Below are 25,270 nucleotides of genomic sequence, written 5' to 3'. Positions count from 1 at the left end.
TGCGACGGCTTGCCGATCCGTCGGCACCCGCCCGCACCCGGGCTTTCGGCGAGCGACGGCCACCATCGAGGAGCAGCCATGAAGTCCGATGAATCTCTTCTTTCGAGGCATCTTTCGCAGCGCCTTGCGGAGCTTCCTCCGAAGCTTAGGCGTGATCGGGCTTTGTTCCTGACCGGGCTGGCGGTGGTTCTAGCGCCCGGATTTATCCTGGCGGTGTCCCTCTTCGGGCGCGCAAGCCCGAACGATCTCGTCGAGATTCAGCTCAATGATGCTGCGAAGAGCGATCTTCCGGTCGGGCTCAGGGATGCGATCTATGCCGATTTCGGCGTCATTGTCGGCTATACCGTTGTCCTTGCCGCGGCATCGCTCACCGCCTGGTTCCTGGCTTGGACGGCGTCTGGCAAGCGTCTGGCGGCCTTCGGTGTCGCAGCCACGATCATCGCGGCGCTCGCGGATGCGGCTGAGAACACGCTGCTGCTGATCGCACTGCCGGACACAGGCTCATCGTCGGTCTGGCGCATCAGCGCCGCGGTGGCCGCCACCGTGAAATTCTGCGCGCTTGTTCCCGCGATTGTGGTCGCGGTGTGGGGAATCGGGACGGCGATCACGCGTTGGGTGCAGTGGTCGTCCGTCAGGACTCCCGACCAGTGGGAGCCGGTAGTCGAAACCGGGCCGCGCCAAGAAGATCAGCCTCGAGAGGATCATCAGCGGAGCTGGCGAAAGGGGTACCGCCGACAGCCGTGCGCCGTCAGGCCGATGCGATGCGTGGTCCCCAGTAGTTGAGGTGAGCTGCCGAGTGGGCGAGTGCGGTGCGGTCGGGAATGATGTCCCAGATTCCGTATTTGTCGTGGGGGAAGTCGCGCAGGAAGTTGTTGAGGTCCACCGCGGTGGCGAACAGGCGGGCGGGGTCGATCGGTCCCAGCATTCCTGAGTTCGCCCAGTCGACAATGTGTTCGGCGATCCCGGTGATCATGGCGACCGGGTCGGTGAGGGTGAATTCGGTGGCGATGTCGTAGGCCTGTTTCAAGTAGGTGCCCGCGATGTTGGCGTTGCCGTAGATGTCGCCGGGCAGGCAGTAGTCGAACCAGTCGATGGGGTGGGTTTCGGTGATGTTGTCGCCCGAGATGCCTTGGTAGGCGAGGGAATTGCCGAGATGGAAGGTGCGGCCCAACCCGCGATGCGGTGAGGCGAGGGCGTGTACCCAGTGGCAGTCTCCGCGTCGGCCCTGCAGTGAACCGGACACGATGTCGCGACCGACCAGCGAGACCACTGCCCCGCCCTGGCTGTAGCCGAGCAGGCCGAACGACCCGTCGTGCGCGTTGATCAATCTGGTCAGTTCGGCGATGCCCATGTCGCGGGAGGCGCGGTAGGACGGTCGGCCCAGAGCGTCGAGCAGGGCGTCGCCGCCGCCGGGGACGGGTCCGAAACTGGCGGGATAGTTCACGTATTCGATGTCGAACCATTGCGGGTCGAGGGCGTTGGTGATGCCGGTCAGCATGCCGATGGGGTCCGACGGGCTGATTCCGCCCGGGTTGGCGTTGGCGGCGGCGACGGCTTCCCACGTGCCGGGCACGCAGAACAGTGTGTGCTTGGCGAAGGTCAGGTCGGGGATGATCAGGGTCTGCCCGACGGTGATCGTGTTCGGGTCGGCGAGCTTGTTGGCGGCCGCGATCAGCGGAAACCGCGCGCGGTCGCCATAGAACCGCTCGGCCAGACCGGACAGTGTGTCGCCTGCGACCACTGTGTGGGTGGCGGTGAGCCCGGGAACGATGAGCACCTGACCGACCCTGATCACGTTCGGGTCGGCGATCCGGTTCGCGATCGCGATCACCGGATAGAGCGACGATTCGCCGTAGAAGCGGCCGGCCAGCGCCGACATGGTGTCACGTGCAGCAACCGTGTAGCGGATAGCCATGATCGACCTCTCGTCCTCGGGATCAGCATCGACGATTCCATTACCAGGCAAAACCGTCCCGAGTGGTGGAGTACTCGAAAATTGCGCCGATATCGACACCGTCGCGGCAGGACGGGCCGCGACGAGCAGCCGGGCCCTGCGGGGCGACAGCCGGGGCACGGCGATCGCCCGTGGGGTCTTCTCGGTTCACGGCTGCGAAGATGTCACAGGTGATCGCTTGGCTTGCATCCGAAACAACGCCAGCCGCAACAGGTTCGGGCGCTGCTGGGTGGACCTGCTGGTCCTGGCCACGCCGCTCGCCGCGGTCGTCGTTGCGATGATTAGCGGAATCTACACACGGATAGTCCGGCTGGCGGCGCGCCCCGAGGTAGTAGAACGGCTCCGGCCACAGGACCGGCAGTCTGCGGCACAAGGGCACCGGCCGAGAACGACCATCGAGCCTCTTCGCGTTGCCGCAAACCGCCGCCCGCAATATCGTTGTGTGCGGCCTCTCCGGCCACAGCGCGATGAGAACCTCGCGCCGATGAGCTCCTGTCCTGGCCGACCGTTCCCTACGTAACCGTCCACTCAACGCGACCACCAGTAGCCGCTGCCGACAGCAGCCGTCGGGTCGACGCCGCCGTCAATTCGATGTCGTCACGGTCGCCCGCGCTTCCCCTCGAACGTTGGGGCTCGTGACCGACCGTCGACATCCTGACCTCACGCGCCTCGCCAGCCGCCACCGACCGTCTCTCCAGATCAACTCACAAATTCTGACGACACACACCGTTCGCGACTGCCGTTGCCCCCAGGCCGTCGGCAGCGCAATCACGCAGTCACACCGAGCAGGAAAATCTGTGAGCACTACCAGCGTCATCTATCGGCACACATCTCTCTACAACCTCCTCATGCGCGGGCTCTACGGCCGCCACTACGGAGCCCGATTCGAAGCGATCGCCGCGTTGATCCCCGCCGGAGCCGAGGTCCTCGACTTATGCTGCGGCCCGGCTACTCTCTACACCCGGTACCTGCGAGGAAAGTCGGTCCGCTACACGGGTTTCGACATCAACGAACGCTTCATCTCCCGGCTCGTCTCGGCAGGCGGAAACGGCCTCGTCTGGAACCTCAGGGAAGACACCGCGCTCCCCCGCGCCGACTACGTCGTCATGCAGGCCAGCCTGTACCACTTCCTGCCCGAGCCCGAACCGATAGTCCGGCGAATGCTCGAGGCCGCCCGCAAGCAGGTGATCATCGCCGAACCGATCCGCAATCTCACCACCAGTTCCAACCGGACACTCGCGCGTTTGTCGGGCCGGTTCACCGACGCGGGCGAAGGCGCTCAGGCGCACCGATTCACTCGCGAAACCCTCGACCGGACACTCACGCACTATGCCACCCACGTCGCGTCGACCAGCCTCATCGCCGGCGGCCGCGAGCAACTGTGTGTGCTCACTCCGCACCCGCAGGCACACGTCACATCGGCCTTCTGACCGCCGCCCGCGAGCTCGCGACCGGCAGTCCGGAACGGACCGCTACACCGCAACGGCGCCGGTCGCGGCCCTGGAATCGCATATCCTGCCGAGTGCCGCCCGGCGCTGTATGGTCTGCTGCGTGACCGACAGAGCAGTACCGATCACGGCTGCTGACCCCACTGGCTCCCAATCCCGCGAAGACGAAGCCGGAGAACCGTTTTCCCGATCCGAGACGATTCGCTGGGGGATCGTCACCGTCGTCGGCACGATCGTCGGATATCTGGCGGTGCTGCTGGCCGACCCCCGCCACTACTACCTCGACGACACCGAATCCCAGTACACCGGACTGTGGGTCGGGCTCGGGCGCTCCTTGCGCGCGGGCGATTTCCCCGCGCTATGGCCCAACCAGTGGATGTCGGGCAACAACACCATGGACGACGCGGGCCTGTTCAACCCGGTTCAGCTGCTGATCGACGTCATCGCGCCGTCGGTGGACAACATGGCCGCCTACGCCACTGTCGTCAAGCTGGTGTTCTCGATTCTGTGCGCGCTGGGCATCTACCGGATCTGCCTGGTTTATCGAGCCGCCCCCGCATGGGGCGCCGTCGCCGGTGTCGCGTTCCCGCTGTCCGGATTCTTCCTCTTCTTCGACCAGGCCAGCTGGATGACGGCGCTGACCGGAACCGCCTGGATGCTGATGGCCTGGGCCTCGGCCGTGCGCTACACCCGCGGCGACGGCGGGCCGATCCCCGTCTTCGTCTTCCTGTACCTGGCGATCTCGACGCAGTACATCTTCCCCGCCGTCGAGGCCGTGCTGATGCTGTTCGCCATCGCTGTCGGCGAACTGGTCTCCCGGGGCGCCTGGCAATCGGTCCTCCGGCTGACGGCCGTGGCGGGGTGCGCGGGCCTGGCCGGGCTGCTCACCTTTCTCCCCTCGATGCTCTCGGCGAAAGTCACCTGGCGCGGTACGGCGCAGATCAACAACGACATTTTCCTCGCGGTGCCGTGGTCGGAATCCCTCAACGCGAGCCTGCCGACGGTGTCACCGGCGTTCACCACCTGGTGGGGCTATATCCAGCCGTTCCCGCTCACCTACGTCGCGTGGTTCCTCGTCCCGATCCTGGCGTTCGTCGACTGGGACCGCGCTCGCCGCTGCTGGCGTGAGCTCACCACGGTCGCCCTGTTCACGATCATGATGCTGATGTGGACGGCAGGCCCCGGCACCATCGGCCCGCTCCGGTGGCCCGCCCGGGTTCTTCCGATGCTCGCGATCGGCTTGCTGGTCCTGGTCTGTGTGCTGGTGGGACGCTTCGGCACCACTGGCAATGCGCGGGCGCGCGGCATCGCCGCCGGCGTGCTGATCGGCTTGCTATGGGTTCGGACCGCCTCTGCCGATCCCGCCGACTGGATCATCCATGGTGTGGCCGCGGGGTTCGTCGCCGCAGCAGGCGCGGGTGTCCTCTGGCTTGCCCGGCACCGGAGCACTGCGGCCGCGTGCGTGGCGACCATCGCGGTGATGTTTCCGATCGCCTTCTATCAGGTCGATCACGCACTGCCCAACATCATGTCCTACAACCTGCCGACCAGCCGTGCCGATGCCAAGGCGGCGTTCCCCGACCTGCCCGGATCGACGATCCAGCTCGCCGACCGCGCGCTGCTGCAGCCCGGTGACAAGAGCCTCGACGGCGCGTACGGATCCCTGGTGTTCGGCAACTACGCCAAGTCACTCGAGCTCGACTACGTGAACGGCTACACCCCGACCGGGCACTTCTATTTCGGTGAAATGCTTTGCATGCGATGGGATTCGAGCGTGTGCCCCGACGCCTATCGCCGCATGTTCGCACCCGAATCAACAACCGGGCGGACCCTGGTCGATCTGATGCTGCTCGATCGGGTGGTGTTGCAAAAGGCACTGTTCCCCGAGGCGGGCAACCAACCCGCGCCCACCGGATGGCATTTCGTCCGCTACCCGGATCACGAGCGCTACATCTGGGTGCTGGAACGCGATCGTGGCGCGGTATCGACGGCCAATGGCCGAGTCTCCGACCTGCGCGGGGTGTCGGCCACCTCGCTCACCGAAGCCGACATGACGAGCACGCTGCGAGTCAGCTCACCCGACGGCGGCCGGATCGTGTTCGCACGCCTCGCCTGGCCCGGCTACCGAGCGACGCTCGACGGTACGCCGATCCCGATCACGAATGTCGCGAAATCGATCACCGCCGTCAACATCCCCGCCGGCACCGACAACGCTGTCCTCGAACTGACGTGGCGCCCACCGGGCTGGAAGATCGGCGCCGCGACAGCTGTCGCCGGTCTGGCAGGCCTGACAGTCCTGCAATGGCTCTACATCCGAACCCGCCGCCGCGGTCACAACCCGCCCGACGCCATTGCCGCACCCCTTCCCGACCGCGATCTTGTCGACGCTTGAGCTGAGCCCGGCCTCTAAACACGGAAACGCGAAAACCGAGGAGTCGCTCGTGGCGCGGCGTCCGCGGACGAGTCAGTTCTCGGACAACCACCTACTGTCTTCCCGCCGGCAAGACACCCAGGGGCGCGGAATTTGCACGACTCGATCGTCGAATTCTCCTGGTGCTCCCTCGGCCTTGTTTGCGGTGGTGACCCAAATGCTGCCGTCGGAGCTGGGTGCCGCGCCGAGGAGTTTGCCGTACACGTCCTGCACCATCATCGACGGCGCGATAGCGACGGCGAAGGTAGCCGGGTCGGCCGAGGCGACGGCAAGGGTTTTACCTCGGCCAGTGCGATCGCGACGCCCTCTCGGGTCGCGGCACATCCGCCGACGCCGGGCCGATCGGCCCACGTCCACGCGACGCCCAGATTCCCATCCGCACCAAGATGTTGCAGACGATCCTCTGCGGCAGTGCGGTCGGTGACCCACAGGCCGCCCTTGCCGTCACGGCCGATGTCGTGGCGATCACGGGGAAGTCGCGGCGGTGGGGGTGCTGGGCCGAACGCGCGCCAGAACTGATGGCCATCGCTGCACCCGACACTCCTGAACACGAGCTGTGGCGTAAGAACCACGAGTACGACCTGCGCGAGGCCTACGGAGCGCTGAGTTCCACAGCTCGGGCCTGCCCGAACCTGCGTGTCCCGATGCGTTTCGTCGAGCCCTTCATCGAGAACTGCATGTGGACGGTGGCGCTTCGGCCGCTCGATCTGCTCGTGCACGACCGAACGTGATCTCGGATCGAGGCTGCAGGTCCCCGCGCGCACGGGCACTCCTCGGACTCGGATTGGCTCGAACTGCAACAAGGTCGTCCTGGCTAGTTCCCCGGCGTTGTCGGTGGGAGTTCCCAGGCTGTCCTGGCGGCCGAGTGGGTGATCTTGCGCTCAGATGGCTGGTGGCCGACCGACGCACGTGCCAAGTGGCGTTGCGACTGGCGGCGGCATCGGCTGTTGCTCGCGTTCAGTCGCGGATGCCGGTGGCGCGCTTGACAAGTGCGTCGAAGGCACGGTCGGGCAGCAGCCATTTCAGAAAGATCAGCGGTCGGGAACCGAACCCGACCTGGTAGCGGGTCTTGGGTCGGCGGGCGGTGACAGCCTTGCCGATCGCGTCGGCGATCACCTCCGGCGGGGAACTAAGGCGGGCGATGGTGGCCTCCGGGCCCAATGAGGCGGCCACCGCTTCGGCCTGGGCCGAGTAGGCGCCGTCGCCGGAAACCTTGCGCAGGTGGTCGGCGGCGATGCCGCCCCACTCGGTGCGGATACCGCCGGGCTCGATGACGACGACGTCGACGCCGAAGGGCTTGGCCTCGAGCCGCAGGCAGTCGCTGAGGCCTTCGAGGGCGAATTTGGTGCCGTGGTACCAGCCGCCGAGCGGGGTGTAGATCTTGCCGCCCATGGAGGTGATGTTGACGATGGTGCCGCTGCGCTGTTCGCGCATGTGCGGCAGTGCGAGCTGGGCCAGGCGCGCGGCCCCGAATACGTTGACCTCGAACTGGTAGCGAGCCTCGTCGAGCGGTACGTCCTCGACCGCGCCGTAGGAGCCGTATCCGGCGTTGTTGACCAGCACGTCGATGCGGCCGGTCTCGGCGACGATGTGTTCGATACCGGCGCGCACGGAGGCTTCGTCGGTGACGTCCATGGCCAGCGGGCGGATCCCGTCGACGGCCAGTTTCTGTAGCCGGTCGGTGCGGCGGGCGGCGCCGTAGACGGTGTAGCCGAGGGTGGCGAGTTTGCGGGCGGTGGCTTCGCCGATTCCGGAGGAGGCTCCGGTGACGAGAGCGATCTTGTCGGTCATGTCGGCTCCTGACGGTAAAATGAATGAGAATTCATGTTCTATCATGAACGAGTATTCATTTTCATGCAAGGACCTGTGGGAGAAGTTCATGACCGAGGCCAGACCGCAGCGCGCCGACGCGATCCGCAATCGCCGCAAGATCCTGTCCGCCGCGCGTGAGCAGATCACCACGCGCGGACCTGACGTGGGTATGAACGAGATCGCGACCGCGGCCGGGGTCGCCGTTGGCACCCTGTACCGCCATTTCCCGACCAAAGCCGACCTTGTCACTGCCATCGTGGCCGAATACGTGGCCCAGGTCGCCGACGATGCCGAGGCGGCGTGCGATCGTGTCGCGGGCGGCGCGGACGCCACCTGGGAGATCACGGCGTTTTTGCGGCGGGTCGTTGAGGTTTCGGCCACCAACCATGCCGCCAAAGCAGCGGCGCAGACCCTCGGCGCCGATCTCCGAGTACAGGCCGACGAACAGCGCGCCGGTACCGCACTGGCCACGCTCATCCGCGCCGGACAAGCCGACGGAAAGGTCCACCCCGACGTCACCGTCGACGACATCTACCTGCTGTTCTCCACCGCTCCGATCGATCAGCCCCTCGTCGCGCGCGAACGCTGGCTCACGTTGGTCCTGCCCGGCCTGAGCGCCAACGCCCGAACAGTGGGTTGATCAGCGCGAGGGTGTCGCGACCTGGGCTGGGCGCCTTCAAGCCACTGACCCGGGACTGATCGCGGCGTACGTCGAGGTCGCCGGATCCTGCCGTGGCAGAAGAACTATCCGCGCATACGGCGGCACCCGCGACAACTACGCCGCAGTCAGTAGCGGATATTCGTGGCGGACCGCTGCGCGTTCTCGATCAGCCTGGATGTGGACTCGGGCTACCGGCCGTCGAGGTCGACAGGCCGCTGGTGGCCGCACTCGAGTTCGAGGCCGTTCCCGTCGCGCACAATGCTTTCGGCCACCGGCCCGACCACCATTCCGCCATCTAGGCCCTGTCCTGTAATTCGTTGTGCTGGTTGGTGTTAGCTGTAGAACGTGGTTGGTCGTGGCGAGTTGACGGATCGGGCATGGGCTCGGATCGAGCCCATGTTGCCGGTATCGGGCCGGGGCCGACGGTGGCGTGATCACCGGCAGGTGATCAATGCGATTCTGTGGAAACTCCGGACCGGCGCACCGTGGCGTGACCTGCCCGAACGATATGGGCCGTGGAAGACCGCCCACGAGCGGCTGCGGATGTGGACCCTCGACGGCACCTGGCAGGCGATTCTGGATGAGGTGATCGTCAAGGATGACTCGATCGGGCAGGTCGAGTGGACCCTGAGTGTGGATTCCACCATTGTCCGGGCCCACCAGCACGCTGCCGGTGCCCGGAAAAAGGGGACGCCACAAGCGCAAACATCGCCGTCGATGGGGAAGCGCTCGGCCGGTCGCGCGGCGGGCTGAGTACCAAGATCCATCTCGCAGTCGATGGCCGCGGCCTGCCGATGCGAGTGTTGCTCACACCCGGTCAGGCCGGGTGACAACCCGCAAATCCTGCCGCTGCTCGACGGGATCAGCGTTGCCCGCACCGGCCCCGGCAGGCCACGGACACGGCCGGAGACCGTGATTGCCGACAAAGCGTATGCACATCCATCGACCCGAGCCGCGCTGCGCCGCCGGCGAGTCAGATTCGTCAGTCCCGAACGAGACGACCAGATCGCCCGCCGACGGGCCAAGGGATCGGCGGGCGGTCGGCCACCGATGTTCGACCATGAGACCTACATGCAGCGCAATGTGGTCGAGCGATGCTTCAACAGACTCAAGCAATTCCGTGACCTGGCCACCCGCTACGCCAAACGCGCCGTCTACTACCAGGCCGAACTCACCATCGCCGCGATCATCCTCTGGCTCCGATGACTTACAGGACAGAACCTAGCCACGACACCTCGAATGGTGGATCATCATCCTCCTGTTCGGAGTTGTCGCGCCCCGCGAATTCGACAGTGAAGACGTCTCCCGGACGCATCCAGTAATCCCGACCCCACGGTTCGATCCCAACCGTGAGCATTTTCTCCGCAAAGGGGTTGGAGACCATGAGCCTGGGCACCGCCGCAGCCTATGCCACCCCCACCAGATCGGCACGCCAGGCATTCGGCCGACTCGACGCGGCTCTGATCTACAGCGTGCCACGCTGGCCGGGACCAGAACGGGACCGCAGGTGGCTGGAGAGCTTGTCGCCGGCGTCGGTGACCTCCCGCCGATCCGGGTGGAGGTATCGCTCGGTGGTTCGGCTGTCGGCGTGCCCGGCGATCTTCTGGAGCACGTGCAAACTCACCCCAGCGTCAGCCATCCACGTCAGCCCAGTATGCCGGAGGTCGTGACGGCGCAGATGTTCATAGCCGAGCTTCTCCACGACCTCATCCCAATGGGTAGCATCCCGCAGAACCCCCGTCGCGATCCGTCCACCACACGGGCGGACAAACAATCGCGCGTTCGTGTTGTTCTCGCCGACCGCGGCGATACGGTCGCGAACCAGTTGCCGAATTTTCCTCGATCAGGGGGACGTATCGACGGCGGCTACCCCTGGTGCCCCTTGTCGTCGAGCCCGCCCGGGCCAGGTGTCGTCCGGCGGCGAACGGTCCACGTCCACGTGGCGGTGTCGATGTCTCCCACGCGGCATCCCGACACTTCACCGATCCGCGACGCCGTGCAGGCAGCGAAGGTGGCCCTGTACTGGGTTGGCCTGCATTGTGATCCCGCGCCCCTCACACCTCGAGGGCGCATACGCGTCAGCTGCGCTGATGGACATTCGTCCACCCTTGACCTGTGAGCCTCTGCGCGTGAAGGGCAGGCCTTATCGGGCAGGCGGTGAACCAGCCCCCTGAATGCGCAACCCAACCCAGCACAGGGCCGACAAACCCCGCCGTCTCAGTGCTCGCAGTCGTTGTGCGCGGGCGGGCTGTAGGTGGTCGCACCACAGGCCAAGCACGTGTGGACGCGGTGATGACCGCCGATCCGACGACACGGCATCGCGGTGACGAGCGAACGTCCAGCCCCGAGCCGATGCCCGTTCGGACAGAACCGGGGCGACGGCTCCGTCCACTGCCCAGTGCGCAAGTAGGGTCGCACAGATTCGCACATACGTTCGATTATGGTGCAGCCTAGTTGACCGCGCTCGTCGGGGTGCCAGTTGTGGCCGACCACCGTATCTGTCACTTGATCAGGACATCTGTCGCCGAGACGCGCGGTATGCGGCATTTGCGGATGTTCATGGGCCCCCAGCAGCCGCGCGCTGTTCGAGGCTGAGACCCGAACACGCGAGCCCAGGAAGTCGACCGGGATGCCCGGAAGTGGGAAGTGAGTGGAGGAGTCGCCGACCGTGGCGGTTGGGCTGGACCCCCGCGCGAGCGCTCACGGGCGACCTTGGGCGTGTTGCGGCCGGTTGCGGTCCGAACCTTGGCCCCGAGCTCTCCGCCAGGTGTCGACACAGGAACCCGAAGGGCAGCCACACCGGCAGTCCCCCACCGTGTGATTGTTGCAACGATGTGGACTGTGGCGCAGGATTGAGTAGTTCCAACGCCACGAACCGCAGCAGACTGGATTTGCCTGAGCCAGCGTCGCCGATCAATAGATTGCGGTGTCCTGCGGCGAGCCATTCATCCGCAGGCAGACGAAAAGTGCTGTCCTGCGTCGGCAGTGAGTCGAGGTTGAGCAGACGTCGGACCGGCCTGAGCGTACGACGAGACAATCCGAGACGGCTTCGTCCCGCTACCTTTGCCTCGCCGTCATCAGGGGGCGTCGGTGCATCACCTGAAGTGGTCTCAGCCGTTGCAGAGCTTTCGCCGTGAAGCGTGTACTGCCCGAGATCTGTGGCATCGGGATCAACGAAGGATGGACTCGACGTCAGGCCCTCGGCTTCACCGAACACTGCAGGTGGGTGTGGAGCAACATCGAGAACGACGAAACCTGATGGCGCACTGTCAGTTGCCGAATCAGTGAGATCGGGAGTGGGACGTACAATGGCGCTTTGGGCATCGAAAGTGGATCACGGTTCGGGACAAGGGTTCCGTCCACGATCAACACCGCGCCACGCGGAAATCGGGCGCGGAGACGTAGCGCCAACGCCGGTCCAAGGTCCTCGATCACTCGGGCTGCGGCCGACTTCGACACTCCGAACACCGCCGCGAGTTGACGCATGGTGAGGTTGGTCCGCCAGTAGGTGGCCACCAGCAGCGCACGGTCTTCGAACCAGGGTCGGTCTCGTAAAGGCCGGTCGGTGCCCTCGCGCCGCAACTGGGTGATCAGCGAGCGAACGTGCGTGGCCGCAGGCCGGAGAACAACTCGACCATCACCGGGTCGGCTGCCGAGATCGCCACCGGTGACACGATAGCGTTGCCGCTCAACGACTTACGGGACATCCCTTAGGAGCACCCATGACTCTTGAGAACTTTGCCTTCGTAGGCCGTGTTTCCACCGGATCACGGCCGGATCGTTGCCGAGTTCTTCGACATCAGCCAATCACGATCCATCCCCTGGAAACGGCGCCCGGAAGCCAGCAGACTCCTCGAACTGCTCCGCGACCCGGACCGCGGGTTCGACGCCGTCGTCATCGGCGAACCCAACGCGCCTTCTACGGCAACCAGTTCGGACTCATCTTCCCCGTATTCGTCCACTACGGCGTCGAACTCTGGGTGCCCGAAGTCGGCGGACCGATCGACCCTGACTCCGAAGCACACGGCCTGATCATGTCCGTCTTCGGCGGCATGTCCAAAGGTGAACGCAACCGCATCAAAATCCGCGTGCGCGCCGCCGTGGCCGCACAAGCCTGGATCGAAGGACGCTATCTCGGCGGCCGACCACCCTACGGATACCAGCTGGCCGACGCCGACCCACATCCACACCCAGGCAAGGCCGCTGAGGGCAAGCGACTCCACCGGCTCGAACCCGACCCTGTTGCCGCTCCCGTAGTTCAACGAGTCTTCCGTAGCGACCTATCCGGCATGGGCGCCTTCGCTATCGCCAAGCGACTCACGTCCGACAATGTTGCCAGCCCCTCCGCCCACGACCCCGCGCGAAACCGGCACCGATCGGGTATCGCGTGGTCCAAGAGCGCGTCGAGCGATCTTGACCAACCCTCGTTACACCGGTTACGAGGTCTGGAACAAACAGCGAAAGCAGGAATCACTTATCGACGTCGAAGACGTCGCCCTCGGCCACGAAACACGCTTGGCATGGAACATCAAAGACCAGTGGGTCTTCTCCGACCAGCTCGCCCACGAACCACTCATCGACCGGCCGACATTCGAGCAAGCCCAACTCCTGCTGACATCACGCGGACAGACCACTAGTCGAGTGACCTCACGACGCAAGCACGGCTACATGTTCAAGGGACTCATCTTCCACGAAACCTGCGGCCGCCGGATGCAAGGCAACTGGAACCACGACAGGCTGCACTACCGCTGCCGCTACCCCTCCGAGTACGCGATTGCCAACAAGATCGACCACTCCCCTACCGCCTACCTCCGCGAAGGCCAGATCGTCGGCCCGCTCGATCACTGGCTGGCACAAACCTTTGCACCGGAACGCATCGAACACTCGCTGGCAACCCTCGCCGAAGCGCAACCACCGAACAATCCCGAAGTTGAGGCGACCCGACGCGTCCTCACCGAACAGAACCGAAAACTTGGGACCCACCGACAGGCACTCGAGGCGGGACCGATCCGCAGCTCGTAGCATCCTGGACTGGACAGGTCCTCAGCGAGAAGCAAGCTACCGAGAGCCATCTCGGTACAGTCTCGTCGACTCTCACTGCTCAGCCACCGGCTCCGCGACCAAGATCACATCGTCCGCCACACACTCCCGCACCCATCGCAGAGCTTCGTGAGGCCGGGATCGCCCGCTGGAATCATCGCGATCGATGCGACAAAACGGCAGGTCACCTAGGCGATTTGGTTTCCGTCACCGTGTCGGATAATCTTTTGGCACACCAGCAAGTCCGGGTGGCGGAATGGCAGACGCGCTAGCTTGAGGTGCTAGTGCCCGTATTAGGGCGTGGGGGTTCAAGTCCCCCTCCGGACACAAAAGAAGGCCCCGATCACATGATCGGGGCCTTCTTCGTATCCACACAACATCCGCCCTCGTGGCAACGCCGACGACCGCAGGGACAAAGCCCTCCGCTCTTGCCTGGGGTCGGCGATCGGCCGTGCGGCGGGAGAGGGTGCACGGGACGAGCCGCGCGGGTCCGAGGCTTCTCGGTTATGCCCACGATGGACGGGCCCGTCCCGACCACACCCTCTGTACGACCCTCCCCCCGCTAGGCAGCGCGGGCGGGCTCCTCAACCTTGGCGGACTCCGCCGCCGTATTGGCCGCAGGCCCCCGCCCGGTGAGCAAGAAAAGGGCAACCAAAGCGACCGCGAGCCAGACATAGGTGTCGCCGACGAGGTGTTGCCACCAAGACCAGGAGGTCTCTCGGTGTTCGCCGTCGGGGAGGAAGCTGTGGGGGGCTATGACGAACACGGCGGCTACTACGACGGCCGTGGCGTACCAGCCTCGGGCGCTGGAGGCGGGGAGGGTGCGGGCGTGGCAGACGATGGCGAGGAGGGCGGGGGCGATCCAGACCCAGTGGTGGGACCACGAGATGGGTGAGAGCAGGAGGGTGAAGACCGCGTTCAGGGCCAGGGCGATCGCGGGGGCGTCGGCGGCCTTGCGCATGGCCGCGACGACGAGGACGAGCAGGAGGGCGCCGAAGACGAGCCAGAGGGCGTCGAACGGGAGTCCGGTGACGTGCAGGCGGGCCAGGACGGCCTGGATGGACTGGTTGGTGTGGAAGGCCGAGCCGCTCAGGCCGGAGACGTTGCCGAGGCCGCCGAACCAGTAGCGGGTGGATTCGCCGGGGAGCAGCGCGAAGGAGGCGATCGTGGCGATCGCGCCGGTAGCGGCGGCGGTGGCGGCGGCCTTGTAGTCCTTGCGGACCAGGAAGAACAGGACGAACGCGGCGGGGGTCAGCTTGATCGCGGCGGCGAGGCCGATGAGCATGCCGCGCGGGTAGCGGGTCTTGGGGAGCAGGCAGTCGGTGGCGACGAGCACCATCAGCAGCAGGTTGACCTGGCCGAAGTCGATGGTCGATCGCACCGGTTCCAGCAGCATCGCCGCGGGCAGCGCGCACGCGGTCACCAGCAGCGCGGCCTGGCGGCTCTCGCGGTGGTAGCGCCGGGCGACGAGGAACAGGGTCCAGCCGAGCGCGGCGATCGACGCCACGACATAGAGGACTTTCGCCGCACTCCAGGACAGCAGCGCGAAGGGCGCGAGTGCGATCGCGGCGAACGGCGGATAGATGAACGGCAGGCCGATCCCGGCGGAGGTCTTGGGCAGCTGGCCGTACATGTCGGCGCCGTCGCGCATGGCTTCGATGCCGAGGCGATACACCTGCAGGTCGATGAAACCGCCGGAATACTGCTCGAACGGCCAGAGCGGGATGCGCACGCACGCGATCGAGACAACGGTGAGCAACACCGGCACCAGCCACCATGCTCGATTGATCGGGCGTGGGGAACGCTGCTGCACAGGGTGGGTGGTGTCACTACTCATCCGCGGCGACTATACCGACTCACGTGCTATACCGCGTCATCGCCCGGCGGCGGCGGCCACGTGCGTAATAGCCAGCCGGATGCCCGATCGGGCATGGTCGCGGCGTTGCCGGGGTCGACCGTGGGGTCTGCGGGGATGCCGGTCAGTCGCCGCGGTTGTAGCGGATGAGATAGGACGCCATCGCCTCGACATCGGCGTCGGTCCAGTCGGCGAATCGGGCGGTGAAGGCCTCCCGGCGGCGGCGCTCGGCCTCCTTGGCGACCACCCTCCCCTGCGCGGTGGCATGCAGGATGTGGTTGCGCCGGTTGTCGGGGTCGACCTCGCGGTCGAGGTAGCCGAGCTTCTCCAGCGCACCGACCTGCCTGCTGACCGTCGATTTGTCGAGCAGGAACTGTTCGGCCAGGTCGGTGGCCTGGCAGCCGCCGCGCTCCAGGATCAGGTCGAGGATGCTGTAGGCGACCAGGCTCAGCTCGGGGTGCAGTTCGGCGGCGCGGCCGCGGGCGCGCCGGGCGAAGGCGGTGAGCTCCCGCTGGATGGCGTCGACGGCGTCGGCTCTTGTGTCTCGCGCATTCATAGTTGTATGCTACAACAATTATAGTTGCATTTACCAACTGTTTGGAGATTCTCCGCGATGACTCGCACCCAGCTCCGGCACGTCGCCGGGCATCTGCTGACTCCGTTGCTGATGTGCCTCGGCATGGCCTTCGCGTATCTCGGCGCGTTCCACCAGCCGACGCCGAACCATCTCGAGCTGGCCGTCGTCGGTGACGCCCCGGAGTCGATGGTGCTGGCGCAGACGATGAAGGACAAAGCCGGTGACGGCGTCGACATCATCACGGTGCCCACTCGCCAGGCGGCGATCGACGCGCTGGACAACCGCGACCTCGTCGCCGCGTATGTGCCCGACGCGCAGCGTCCCGAGCTGCTCGTCGCCACGGCGGGGTCCGATACCAGCGCCATGGCGGCCGAGGTGGTCTTCCGCCAGGTGTCCGATCATCAGGGTGTGCCGCTGGTCGTCACCGATGTGACCACGAAGGCCGGTGGGGATCCCACCGGGCAGGGGCTGTTCTTCCTGCTGGTCGCGTTGAGCGTCGGCGCCTACGGCAGCGTCGCGGTGATCGGCGCCGCGGGCGCGACATTGCGAATGCGGGTGCGCGCGGCGGTCGGCGTGGTCACCGCGCTGGTGGTGAGCCTCATCGGCGTCCTCGTCGCCGGACCGGTGTTCGGTGTGATCGACCACGATTACGCCGCCGTGTTCGGTATCGCTTGGCTCTACAGTGCGGGCATCATCCTGATCGGCATCGGGTTGCACACCTTCCTGAAGCGCTGGACCACGCTCGCGCTCATCACGCTGTTCGTGATGCTGAACTTCACCACCTCGGGCGGTGTCTACGGGCCGCAGCTGCAGAACGGGTTCTTCGGTGCGCTGCATTCGTTCTGGAACGGCGCCGACTTCGTCGAGGGGTTGCGCAGCCTGCTCTACTTCGACACTGCCGCCGGGTTCGGGGCGCGGCTGCTCGGACTGTTCGCGTGGCTCGCGGTCGGCGTGGTGCTGATCGTTGTCGCCGGACGGCACGAGGCGCGCAACGCGCCCGAGCCGGTCGCGCCCGCCGCGGTCGAGGAGGAGATCGGCGAATCGGTCGCCGTCTAGCCCAGATCGACCGGCCACGTGCCCCGGCGAATCCCGTTGCCGACCATCCGGATCCGCGATCCGGATTCAGGTCAGCCGGTTCGCGGGGGCGTTGCACGGAAAGGGTCGCGGTATCGCGTAGACACGAGTACGGTGTAGCGCGCACCGCGGCCAGCGCCAGACGCCGCATTGGGGGGTCGAACGCGGAAAGGGTGGGCTGGACCGATGAATGATCCCGGCGCGCAACCTGCTGGTGATCCGATCCCGCTCGAACAGCGCTATACCAGCGCCGACCCGATCGACTGGTGTGGCGCCGCCGTGTATCCGATGTACGCCGAGGCACTACCCGAGGGCACGACCGTGGTGCGATTGCGGGCGGTGTCGGTGATGCCACCCGTCGAGGTCTCCGGTCTCGGTCTCGGTCTCACCGTGCAGGACGCGCATATCCACCTCAGCGGGAAATCGTTGCAGGGCGTCGACATCTGGTACGACGCCCTCGCCGCCGGGGTCGACATCCCGGTGACCGCGGACGGGCCCGAGGCGCTGTTCACCCTCACCCCGGTCTGGGTGGCAGAGTCCGGGACACAGCAGTCCTGGACCGGCAACTACGGATTGGTCGTCGACCTGCTGCCCGGGCGCGCGGCGACGCTGTGGTGCAGTACCGGGCCCGGCACACCGGATTTCAACGAACTCGTCGTGGAACTGACCACGGCCCCGGCGCCGGATCCCGCGCCGTTCGTGCCGCCACCCGTGTCGACCGCGGCCCCGTCGATCCAGGCCGCCACGCCGCATACCCCGTTCGCGCCGGTGACGATGCCGCCCACGCCGGCGATCACCGCCGCCATGCTCGCCGATTCCGCGGTTTCGGCCGCCATGTCTGCGGGTTCGCCGGATTCGACCGCCACGCCTGCCGGTTCGTCGGATTCGGCCTCCAGGCCGCCGACAGCCCCGGCCCCACCCACCATGGCGCCCGTTGCTCCGCTTCAGATCCCGGTGCCGCCTGTTCCCCCGGCCACAGCCGCCGTGGCGCCCGCTGCTCCGCTGCAAACCCCGATGCCGCATGCTCCCTCGGCTCCAGCCGCCGTGACGCCCGTTGCTTCGCTTCAGACCCCGGTGCCACATGCTCCCCCGGAACCTGCCGCCGTGACGCCCGTTGCTTCGCTTCAGACCCCGGTGCCACATGCTCCCCCGGAACCTGCCGCCATGCAGCCGGTTCCACCGACACCAGACGTGCCGCCCCCGCCCTCGGCACCAGCCGTCATGCAGGGACGTCCCTCGGCGCCGGTAGTCATGCCACCTGCGTCCAGCGCACCGACCGTCCTGCCGTCCGATCCCCAGACGCCTGTCCCGCCCGAGCTCCGGACAGCGAGCCACGCACCGGTGGCTCCCCCTCCCATCGCACCCGATCCTCTTGTCGACACCGCGCCCGGCATCGCACCGCCGACCCTGCGCGCGCCGCAGACGTCCGGCGGGCAGGGATTCGGGCGTGCGCTCTACGACCTCGGGACCGCGATGAACGAACGCGGTGAACACGATTCGGCGCGCACCCTGCTGACCCAGGCCGCCGAAGCCGGACACAGCGGCGCGGCCTACGACCTCGGCGTACTGCTCTTGCGCGCGGGTGACCGCGCGGGGGCCGAACACTGGTGGAAGGCCGCGGCCCACGATGATCCGCGGGCCGCGGCCTCCCTCACCGAACTTGCGCGCTAGCGCGCCTGATCCGCCAGCGCGGCCACCGCTTCCGGCACCTCGCGCACCGGGGTGACCTCGCGGGCCGCGATGTGCGCCGGCCTGCGCCGGGGCGCCGCGTACGGCTCGGCCAGCGCGTTCTCCACGCTGTTGAACACCAGGAAGATGTTCGACCGCGGGAACGGCGTGATGTTGTTCGACGAACCGTGCATCATGTTCGAATCGAACAGCAGCGCCGAACCGGCTCGCCCGGTGAACTGCGTGATGCCGAAGCGGGCGGCGAGGAAGGTGACGTCGTCGTTCGTCGGCACCCCGATCCGCTGCTCCTGCAACGACTCCCGATAGTGGCTGTCGGGCGTCTCACCCAGGCACGGCACGAAGGTGCGGTGCGAGCCGGGCATCAGCATGAGACTGCCGTTGAACGGGAAGTTGTCGGTCAGCGCGATCGACAGACTCACCGCCCGCGGCGCGGGCATGCCGTCCTCGGCGTGCCAGGTCTCGAAATCCGAGTGCCAGCCGAATCCGCTCCCGCCGAAGCCGGGCATGTAGTTCACCCGGCTCTGGTGCAGGTACACCGCCGAACCGAGGATCTGCTCGGCGAGGCCGACGATCCGCGATTCGGTCAGCAGCTCCGCGATCGGCTTGCTGAGCTGGTGCACCTGGAACACCGAACGCACCTGCCCGGCGACCGGTTCCACCACGACCCGCTCGTCGCCGTAGAGCACGGGATCGGCGGCGAGATGACCGACCTCCGCACCGAACGCCGCCACCTCGTCGGGGCTGAGCAGGTCGGGGATCGTCGCGTAGCCGTTGGCGTCGAACCCCGTCAGCTCGGGCGAGGTGATCCGGCCCCACACGGTGGGGTCGGTGCGCTCGAGATGCGGTGCGGGCTCGGTCAGCCGGGTCGGGTAGCGGTCGGACCGATCAGACACTTGCTGCCTCCTCCTCGACGACGAGCGGATACACCCCGTTCTCATCGTGTATTTCGCGGCCGGTGACCGGCGGATTGAACACACACAGCATCCGCAACCGGGTGCGCGCGTTCACCTGATGACGTTCGTGACCGTCGAGCAGGTACATCGAGCCGGGGCCGAGCTGGTGGACGGTCTGGTTGTCGAGATCGAGCAGACTGCCCTCGCCCTCGATCAGCCAGACCGCTTCGACATGGTTCTGGTAGTGGAACTCGTGGACGGTCCCGGCCTCGATCGTGGTCTCGTGGAAGGAGAACCCGACCCGGTCGCCTGCGAGCACGATGCGCTTGCTGCGCCAGCCGGGGCCTGCCACATCACGGTCGGTGCCGGTGATCTCGGCGGTGGTGCGCACGATCATGCGACACCTCCACAGACGGCGTCGATCGAGGCCGACAGCACGGACAGGCCGCGGTCGAGCTCGTCGCTGCCGAGCGTCAACGGCGGCAACAGCTTCACCACCTCGTCCATCGACCCCGAGGTCTCCACCAGCAGACCCTGCTCGAATGCGGTGCGGCACACCTTGCCCGCCTGCGACGGGTCGTCGAAGACGATGCCGTGCACCATGCCGCGGCCGCGGGTGCTCACACCCTCGTAGCGATCGGCGACGGTGGACAGCTTCCTGGCGATGTATTCGCCGTTGGCGGCGGTGTGCTGGGCGAGGCGGTCGTCGGACCAGTACTCGCGCAGGGCGGCCGTCGCGGTGACGAAGGCGGGGTTGTTGCCGCGGAAGGTGCCGTTGTGCTCACCCGGCGCCCACTGGTCGTGCTCGGGCTTGAGCAGCACCAGCGCCATCGGCAGGCCGTAGCCGCCGATCGACTTGGACAGGGTGACGATGTCGGGGGTGATGCCGGCGATCTCGAAGGAGAAGAACGGGCCGGTGCGGCCGCAGCCCATCTGGACGTCGTCGACGATGAGCAGGATGTCGCGCGAGGCGCAGAGTCCGGCCAGGTGACGCAGCCATTCCGCGCGGGCCAGGTTGACGCCGCCCTCGCCCTGCACGGTCTCCACGATCACCGCGGCGGGCCGGTCGAAACCGGAGGAGCTGTCGTCGAGGACGCGCTGCATCCAGCCGAAGTCCTCGATGGTGTTGTCGAAGTAGCCGTCGTACGGCATCGGGGTGGCGTGCTCGAGCGGCACACCGGCACCGGCCCGCTTGGCGGCGTTGCCGGTCACCGACAGCGCGCCGAGGGTCATGCCGTGGAAGGCGTTGGTGAAGCTGAGCACCGTCTTGCGGCCGGTGACCTTGCGGGCCAGCTTGAGCGCGGCCTCGACCGCGTTGGCGCCGGTGGGGCCGGGGAACTGCACCTTGTAGTCGAGGCCACGCGGCGACAGCAGCGTGTCGCGGATGGTCTCCAGCAGTTCACGTTTGGCGACGGTCGACATGTCGAGACCGTGGGTGATGCCGTTGCTCGCCACGTAGTCCAGCAGCGCCCGCTTGAGCACCGGGTTGTTGTGGCCGTAGTTCAGCGCGCCTGCGCCGGCGAAGAAGTCGAGGTATTCGCGACCCTCCTCGTCGCGCAGCCAGGCGCCCTCGGCGGTGGCGAAGACGGCAGGCCAGTCACGGCAGTATCCCCGCACATTCGATTCCATCGCTTCGAAGATGCTGGTGTCGGTGGTCGTGATCATCGTCGTTCCTCCTGGCGCTGAGCGGGTGCGATGACATACAGCTGCTCGGCCTCGTGTGAATCGGGGAAATCGTGCGTTTCGAACAAAGAGACGGTGCGCAAACCCGCGCCGCGCTCTCGGGCCACCGCGGCGAACAGCGCCTGGGAGGCGGTGTTGCCGGGTGAGATCGTGGTTTCCAGGGTGGTGATGCCCGCGGGTGCCACGGAATCCAGCAGCGCGTGCAGGATCCTGGCGGCCAGGCCGCGGCCGCGGAACTCGGCGTCGACGGCGATCTGCCAGACGAACACGGTGTCCGGCGCTTCGGGGCGGACGTAGCCGATGACGAATCCCACGGCGCGACCGTCGCAGTCGGCGACGATCGACGTCGCGGCGAAATCGCGACACCACAGCAGGTAGGCGTAGCTGGAGTTGACGTCGAGCACCTGCGAGTCGCGGGCGATCCGCCACAGCTGGGCTCCGTCACCCAGTCGTGGGGGTCGCAGTGTCGGTTCCGCACCGAGAACCGCAGGGGCGGTAGCGGATTCGCTGGACATGGTGGACGAAGGCATACATCCACAGTGTCGAACAGACTTTGCGGTCTTTGTGTCGAGCTCTTTGCAGTTGTATGACGAGTCTTTTACTGCGATTGCGGATCGAGCCGATAACCGAGTCCGCGCACGGTGACGACGATGCGCGGGTCGGACGGGTCGCGTTCGATCTTGGTGCGCAGCCTGCGCACGTGAACGTCGACGATCCGCTCGTCACCGAAAAAGCCCTGGTCCCAGACTCTTTCGAGCAGCACGGCGCGACTGAGCACGCGGCCGGGGGTTTCGGCGAGTTCGCACAGCAACCGGAATTCGGTGACGGTGAGGTGGATCTCCTCGGCGCCGCGGCGGACCGCGCCCGCGTCGGCGGCCAGGATCAGTGGCGCGTCCGGATGCGCGTCGAGCACCGCCTCCGGGGTGGTGTCGCGATCGGCGGTGATCCGGGCACGGCGGCGCAGCGCGCGCATCCGTGCGGTGATCTCCTTGATCTCGAACGGCTTGCTGACGAAGTCGTCGGCGCCCGCTTCCAGGGCCGCGACGACGTCGTGGGTGTCGTACCGGGTGCTGATCACGATGATCGGCACGTCGTGATCGCGGCGGATCTCCCTGATGCAGTCGAAGCCGTCGGTCTCGCCCCGCATCAGGTCCACGATCATCAGGTCGGGCGGGCCGTCGATCCGCAGCCGATCCAGGGCGTCCTCGGGGACACCCGCCTCGGCGACGGCATAGCCTTCATCTTCCATCGCGCGGCGCAGATCGCCGCGCATCTGGACGTCGTCGTCCACGATCATCAAGTTCGCGCTCATGCCCGCACCTCGCTGTGGCTGGGTTCGGGCATGACCGCCGAGGCGGCTGTGTTGTTCCACCGCTCGTTGCGCTCGCTCATGTGCACATCCTTTGCTGACACGCCGGGACGTGCGCCGGATCACCTGGGGAGTTCGCGTCCCCAGACCGACACGACATCCCGTCTTCGAGCTCGTTACCGATCCGTTATGTACCCAGGCTTGGGGCAGCGTAAACCCGCCGTAACAATTCGCCCGGTCAGCGCCCGATCCGAAGCGCGGGCCGCGGGCCCGTCGTGGTGGCATAGTCGAGTGGTGACACCGACCTATGACGACATCGAAGCGGCCGCAGCGCGGATCGACGGGCTGGTCCGTCCTGTCACCGTCGCACCGGCCGCTCCCGGCGCCGATCCGCTGTGGTTCGCGCTGGAGTTCCTGCAGTTCACGGGCACGTTCAAGGCGCGCGGCGCGCAGAATTTCGTGCGCGCGCACGCGGCGGCGGGGACGCTGCCCGCGGCCGGTGTGACGATCGCCTCAGGCGGCAATGCGGGGCTGGCGTGCGCGTGGGCCGCGCGCGAGGCGGGGGTGCCCGCGACGGTGTTCCTGCCCGACACCGCTCCCCCGGTGAAGATCCGTCGATTGCGTGACTACGGCGCCGAGGTGCGACTGATCGGTCCGGAGTACAAGCAGGCGCTGGCGGCATGCCAGGAGTTCGCCGCCACCAGCGGCGCGCTCTTCTCGCACGCCTTCGACCATCCGCTGATCGCCGCGGGGGCGGGCACACTCATGCGCGAGATCCACGCGCGGGTGCCCGATCTCGACACGGTGCTGGTCGCGGTCGGCGGGGGCGGCCTGTTCACCGGAACGGCGATCGCCGCGCAGCACGCGGGGATTCGCACGGTGGCGGTCGAGCCCGAGAACTGCCGGTCGCTGAATGCGGCGCTCGAGGCGGGCAGGCCCGTCGACGTCGCCGTCGACTCGGTCGCGGCCGATTCCCTCGGCGCGCCGCATGTCTCGGCGATGGCGCTGGCTACCGCACAGCACGACAGCGTGCGCTCGGTGCTGGTCGGGGACGACCTGATCCGCCGTGCCCGCAGGCAGCTCTGGGACGAGCATCGCATCGCGGTCGAGTACGGTGCGGCCACCGCGATGGCGGCCCTGCTCGACACCGGTTCGGGCGCAGCCTATCGACCCGAGCCGGGCGAGCGGGTGTGCGTCATCCTGTGCGGAGCCAATACCGACCCCTCGGACCTGGTCCGTTAGACCGCGCGGTCTCGACCCGTCAGCGGACCAGTTCGTTCTTGGTGGCGTAGTTGGTCATCGCCGAGTTGAGGCCGCGCATGGCGAGTGTGTAGCCGAAGGGGAAGTAGCGCTGGCCCCAGTGGGCGAAATGGATGTCGCGGGAGGTGTAGACCCAGTAGCGGTTGCGTTCGACGCCCTTGACGACGGCGGCGGCGGCCTGCTCGGGGGTGACGGCGTGGCGCAGGAACAGCCTCATCGCCTTCTGCAGGGCGGCGCTGTCACGGTCGACGCCGGCGATGTCGAGGCTGTCGACCATCGGGGTCGCCATCGCGCCGGGGCAGACCAGGCTGACGCCGATCTTGTGGCGGCGCAGGTCGAATCGCAGGACCTCCGAGACGCCACGCAGACCGAACTTGGTGGCGCTGTAGGGCGCGTGCCAGGGCAGACCGAACAGGCCGGCCGCGGAGGACACGTTGACCAGATGGCCGCCGCGCTTGGCCGCGATCATCGGCGGGACGAACTCCTCGATGACGTGGATCGGGCCCATCAGGTTGATATCGACGGTGCGGCGCCACTGCTGGTGGGTGAGCTTGTCCACGGTGCCCCAGGTGGCGATGCCCGCGACATTCATGACGATGTCGACGTGGCGCACCGCCTCGAAGGTGTGCGCGGCCAGGCCGACGACGGCCGAATGGTCGCTGACGTCGGCGGCGTGGGCCAGCTGCACCGTCGCGCCGGCGGCGCGCAGCTCGGCGGCCGTCTCGTCGAGCGCGTCCGCGGTGATGTCGGTGAGCACGAGGGCAGCGCCCTTGGCGGCGGCCGCGAACGCGGTGGCGCGGCCGAGTCCGCTGGCGGCGCCCGTGATCAGGCAGGTCTTCCCGTCGAACTTCGTCATGGTCCCGACCCTACGGTTTGGTGAACAGATACGTCTATGGCCCGGTGCCGATCGCGATGGTGGTCCAGCCGCCGACATGGATCCGGCTGCCGTCGCGCAGCGCGACCGCGACCTGGGGTGTGATCGGCGCGTCGGCGCCGTCCAGGCTGGTCCCGTTGGTGGAGCCGAGGTCGGTGATGGTGAGCCCACCGCCCGGATCCACCTGGATCATCGCATGCGCGCGCGACACCCCGATGTCGACCGGCGCGATCCCGAGGTCGATCTCGGGCACGATCCCCTGCGATGCCGACCGCTTCCCGATCAGGAACTGGTTGCCGCGCAACATGATCCGGCGTTCGGGATAGAAGTCGGGGAAATCGACGCGCTCGGCATCGGGGCCCTTGCGCGCACGGACCCGGACGTAGAAGTCGCGGTCGGCGAAGACGCGCGCGACCCAGACCGGCGCCGCGCTGTCGGTCGGGTGGACCTCGTCCGGGCCGGGAGTCCGGAGAACGGTCGGGTCCGCACCGCGGTGCTCGACGGGTGCGGATCGCGCTGCCTGCGGGGGCGCGGGCAGGGCCGAATCGTGGCCGCAGACCTCGCAGAACCGCCCGCTGGTCGGTGTCACGCAGGACGGGCACAGCCGCAGGCCGGCCTGATCCGGCGCCGGGGCGCCGTCCAGGGCGGACCCGCACACATCGCAGTAGTCGATCGACTGCGACAGATGTCCGTCCGCGCAGACCGGCATG

The 25,270-nt window shown here is 67.1% G+C and carries 22 protein-coding genes, 1 tRNA gene and 2 pseudogenes; 11 read left to right on the top strand and 14 right to left on the bottom strand.

All coding sequences use genetic code 11. The annotated features are described in order from the left end of the window. The first annotated feature begins 78 nt into the window (after positions 1-78). Positions 79-783 (top strand): hypothetical protein, encoded by a 705-nt coding sequence (locus ACFWF2_RS12415; RefSeq protein WP_379307387.1) that lies wholly within the window; start codon positions 79-81, stop codon positions 781-783. Here ACFWF2_RS12415 and ACFWF2_RS12410 read toward each other — a convergent pair. Beyond that, positions 749-1,915 carry a LysM peptidoglycan-binding domain-containing protein gene (locus tag ACFWF2_RS12410; RefSeq protein WP_379307385.1) on the bottom strand — a complete coding sequence of 389 codons (1,167 nt, stop codon included), beginning with the start codon at positions 1,913-1,915 and terminating at the stop codon, positions 749-751. The genes ACFWF2_RS12415 and ACFWF2_RS12410 overlap by 35 nt on opposite strands. Before the next feature lie 836 nt (positions 1,916-2,751). Between ACFWF2_RS12410 and ACFWF2_RS12405 the strand changes: the two genes are divergently transcribed. From ACFWF2_RS12405 to ACFWF2_RS12395, 3 genes are all read left to right on the top strand, one after another. Then, on the top strand, positions 2,752-3,384 hold the full coding sequence (locus ACFWF2_RS12405) for a class I SAM-dependent methyltransferase (protein ID WP_379307383.1): 633 nt from the start codon (positions 2,752-2,754) through the stop codon (positions 3,382-3,384). A gap of 217 nt (positions 3,385-3,601) precedes the next feature. Continuing rightward, complete coding sequence (locus ACFWF2_RS12400) at positions 3,602-5,794, top strand: hypothetical protein (protein WP_379307413.1); 2,193 nt, start codon at positions 3,602-3,604, stop codon at positions 5,792-5,794. Positions 5,795-6,219: 425 nt separating this feature from the next. After that, positions 6,220-6,564, top strand: a complete 345-nt coding sequence (locus tag ACFWF2_RS12395) for a hypothetical protein (protein ID WP_379307381.1) — start codon at positions 6,220-6,222, stop codon at positions 6,562-6,564. A 226-nt stretch (positions 6,565-6,790) separates the two neighbouring features. On the opposite strand, the gene ACFWF2_RS12390 is transcribed toward ACFWF2_RS12395, so the two are convergent. Further along, a complete protein-coding gene (locus ACFWF2_RS12390; RefSeq protein WP_379307379.1) occupies positions 6,791-7,624 on the bottom strand; it encodes an oxidoreductase in 834 nt (277 codons plus the stop codon). A gap of 88 nt (positions 7,625-7,712) precedes the next feature. On the opposite strand from ACFWF2_RS12390, the gene ACFWF2_RS12385 reads away from it, so the two are divergent. Next, positions 7,713-8,285: a TetR/AcrR family transcriptional regulator gene (locus tag ACFWF2_RS12385; RefSeq protein WP_379307377.1), complete on the top strand. Its 573-nt coding sequence runs from the start codon at positions 7,713-7,715 to the stop codon at positions 8,283-8,285. 366 nt (positions 8,286-8,651) lie between these two features. Continuing rightward, positions 8,652-9,512 (top strand): annotated as a pseudogene (locus tag ACFWF2_RS12380) (IS5 family transposase). Positions 9,513-9,771: 259 nt separating this feature from the next. Here the strand turns inward: ACFWF2_RS12380 and ACFWF2_RS12375 are convergent. From ACFWF2_RS12375 to ACFWF2_RS12365, 3 genes and pseudogenes are all read right to left on the bottom strand, one after another. Next, positions 9,772-10,116, bottom strand: coding sequence for a tyrosine-type recombinase/integrase (locus ACFWF2_RS12375; RefSeq protein ID WP_379307411.1), 345 nt, complete (start codon positions 10,114-10,116; stop codon positions 9,772-9,774). Positions 10,117-11,639: 1,523 nt separating this feature from the next. Continuing rightward, positions 11,640-12,013, bottom strand: a pseudogene (locus ACFWF2_RS12370) (transposase family protein); the annotation flags it as partial. Between the two features lie 60 nt (positions 12,014-12,073). Beyond that, on the bottom strand, positions 12,074-12,568 hold the full coding sequence (locus ACFWF2_RS12365; RefSeq protein ID WP_379307376.1) for a hypothetical protein: 495 nt from the start codon (positions 12,566-12,568) through the stop codon (positions 12,074-12,076). Between the two features lie 151 nt (positions 12,569-12,719). Here ACFWF2_RS12365 and ACFWF2_RS12360 point away from each other — a divergent pair, with 151 nt between their 5' ends. Further along, positions 12,720-13,328, top strand: a complete 609-nt coding sequence (locus ACFWF2_RS12360; RefSeq protein ID WP_379307374.1) for a recombinase family protein — start codon at positions 12,720-12,722, stop codon at positions 13,326-13,328. Positions 13,329-13,588: 260 nt separating this feature from the next. Beyond that, a tRNA-Leu gene (locus tag ACFWF2_RS12355) sits at positions 13,589-13,673 on the top strand. Between the two features lie 235 nt (positions 13,674-13,908). On the opposite strand, the gene ACFWF2_RS12350 is transcribed toward ACFWF2_RS12355, so the two are convergent. Continuing rightward, positions 13,909-15,183, bottom strand: a complete 1,275-nt coding sequence (locus ACFWF2_RS12350; protein ID WP_379307372.1) for a glycosyltransferase 87 family protein — start codon at positions 15,181-15,183, stop codon at positions 13,909-13,911. 142 nt (positions 15,184-15,325) lie between these two features. After that, positions 15,326-15,757, bottom strand: coding sequence for a MarR family winged helix-turn-helix transcriptional regulator (locus ACFWF2_RS12345; RefSeq protein ID WP_379307370.1), 432 nt, complete (start codon positions 15,755-15,757; stop codon positions 15,326-15,328). Positions 15,758-15,814: 57 nt separating this feature from the next. Between ACFWF2_RS12345 and ACFWF2_RS12340 the strand changes: the two genes are divergently transcribed. Together ACFWF2_RS12340 and ACFWF2_RS12335 are read left to right on the top strand one after the other, a co-directional pair. Further along, positions 15,815-16,834 carry a hypothetical protein gene (locus ACFWF2_RS12340; RefSeq protein ID WP_379307368.1) on the top strand — a complete coding sequence of 340 codons (1,020 nt, stop codon included), beginning with the start codon at positions 15,815-15,817 and terminating at the stop codon, positions 16,832-16,834. 204 nt (positions 16,835-17,038) lie between these two features. After that, positions 17,039-18,523: a hypothetical protein gene (locus ACFWF2_RS12335; protein WP_379307366.1), complete on the top strand. Its 1,485-nt coding sequence runs from the start codon at positions 17,039-17,041 to the stop codon at positions 18,521-18,523. On the opposite strand, the gene thpD is transcribed toward ACFWF2_RS12335, so the two are convergent. From thpD to ACFWF2_RS12310, 5 genes are all read right to left on the bottom strand, one after another. Beyond that, the gene (gene thpD / locus ACFWF2_RS12330; protein ID WP_379307364.1) at positions 18,520-19,434 is read right to left on the bottom strand and encodes an ectoine hydroxylase; all 915 of its coding nucleotides are present in this window, start codon (positions 19,432-19,434) and stop codon (positions 18,520-18,522) included. The genes ACFWF2_RS12335 and thpD overlap by 4 nt on opposite strands. After that, positions 19,427-19,831, bottom strand: coding sequence for an ectoine synthase (locus tag ACFWF2_RS12325; RefSeq protein ID WP_189022653.1), 405 nt, complete (start codon positions 19,829-19,831; stop codon positions 19,427-19,429). The genes thpD and ACFWF2_RS12325 overlap by 8 nt, the downstream gene beginning before the upstream one ends. Continuing rightward, on the bottom strand, positions 19,828-21,099 hold the full coding sequence (ectB, locus tag ACFWF2_RS12320) for a diaminobutyrate--2-oxoglutarate transaminase (protein ID WP_379307362.1): 1,272 nt from the start codon (positions 21,097-21,099) through the stop codon (positions 19,828-19,830). Before ectB ends, ACFWF2_RS12325 begins: the two co-directional genes overlap by 4 nt. After that, positions 21,096-21,647 (bottom strand): diaminobutyrate acetyltransferase, encoded by a 552-nt coding sequence (ectA, locus tag ACFWF2_RS12315; protein WP_379307360.1) that lies wholly within the window; start codon positions 21,645-21,647, stop codon positions 21,096-21,098. The genes ectB and ectA overlap by 4 nt, the downstream gene beginning before the upstream one ends. A 68-nt stretch (positions 21,648-21,715) precedes the next feature. Next, positions 21,716-22,429, bottom strand: a complete 714-nt coding sequence (locus tag ACFWF2_RS12310; RefSeq protein ID WP_379307358.1) for a response regulator transcription factor — start codon at positions 22,427-22,429, stop codon at positions 21,716-21,718. A gap of 291 nt (positions 22,430-22,720) precedes the next feature. Between ACFWF2_RS12310 and ACFWF2_RS12305 the strand changes: the two genes are divergently transcribed. Next, positions 22,721-23,668 (top strand): threonine/serine dehydratase, encoded by a 948-nt coding sequence (locus tag ACFWF2_RS12305; protein ID WP_379307356.1) that lies wholly within the window; start codon positions 22,721-22,723, stop codon positions 23,666-23,668. Between the two features lie 19 nt (positions 23,669-23,687). Here the strand turns inward: ACFWF2_RS12305 and ACFWF2_RS12300 are convergent, their stop codons facing one another. After that, the gene (locus tag ACFWF2_RS12300) at positions 23,688-24,542 is read right to left on the bottom strand and encodes an SDR family oxidoreductase (RefSeq protein ID WP_379307354.1); all 855 of its coding nucleotides are present in this window, start codon (positions 24,540-24,542) and stop codon (positions 23,688-23,690) included. 34 nt (positions 24,543-24,576) lie between these two features. Further along, entirely contained in the window at positions 24,577-25,269 is a 693-nt protein-coding gene (locus ACFWF2_RS12295) for an FHA domain-containing protein (RefSeq protein WP_379307352.1), read from the bottom strand. Position 25,270 lies beyond the last annotated feature (1 nt).

Source organism: Nocardia sp. NPDC060259, from assembly GCF_042728775.1.
Taxonomy (GTDB): domain Bacteria; phylum Actinomycetota; class Actinomycetes; order Mycobacteriales; family Mycobacteriaceae; genus Nocardia.
The sequence above is the reverse complement of the archived record's forward strand: the minus strand, read 5'-3'. Positions and strand labels throughout refer to the sequence as shown.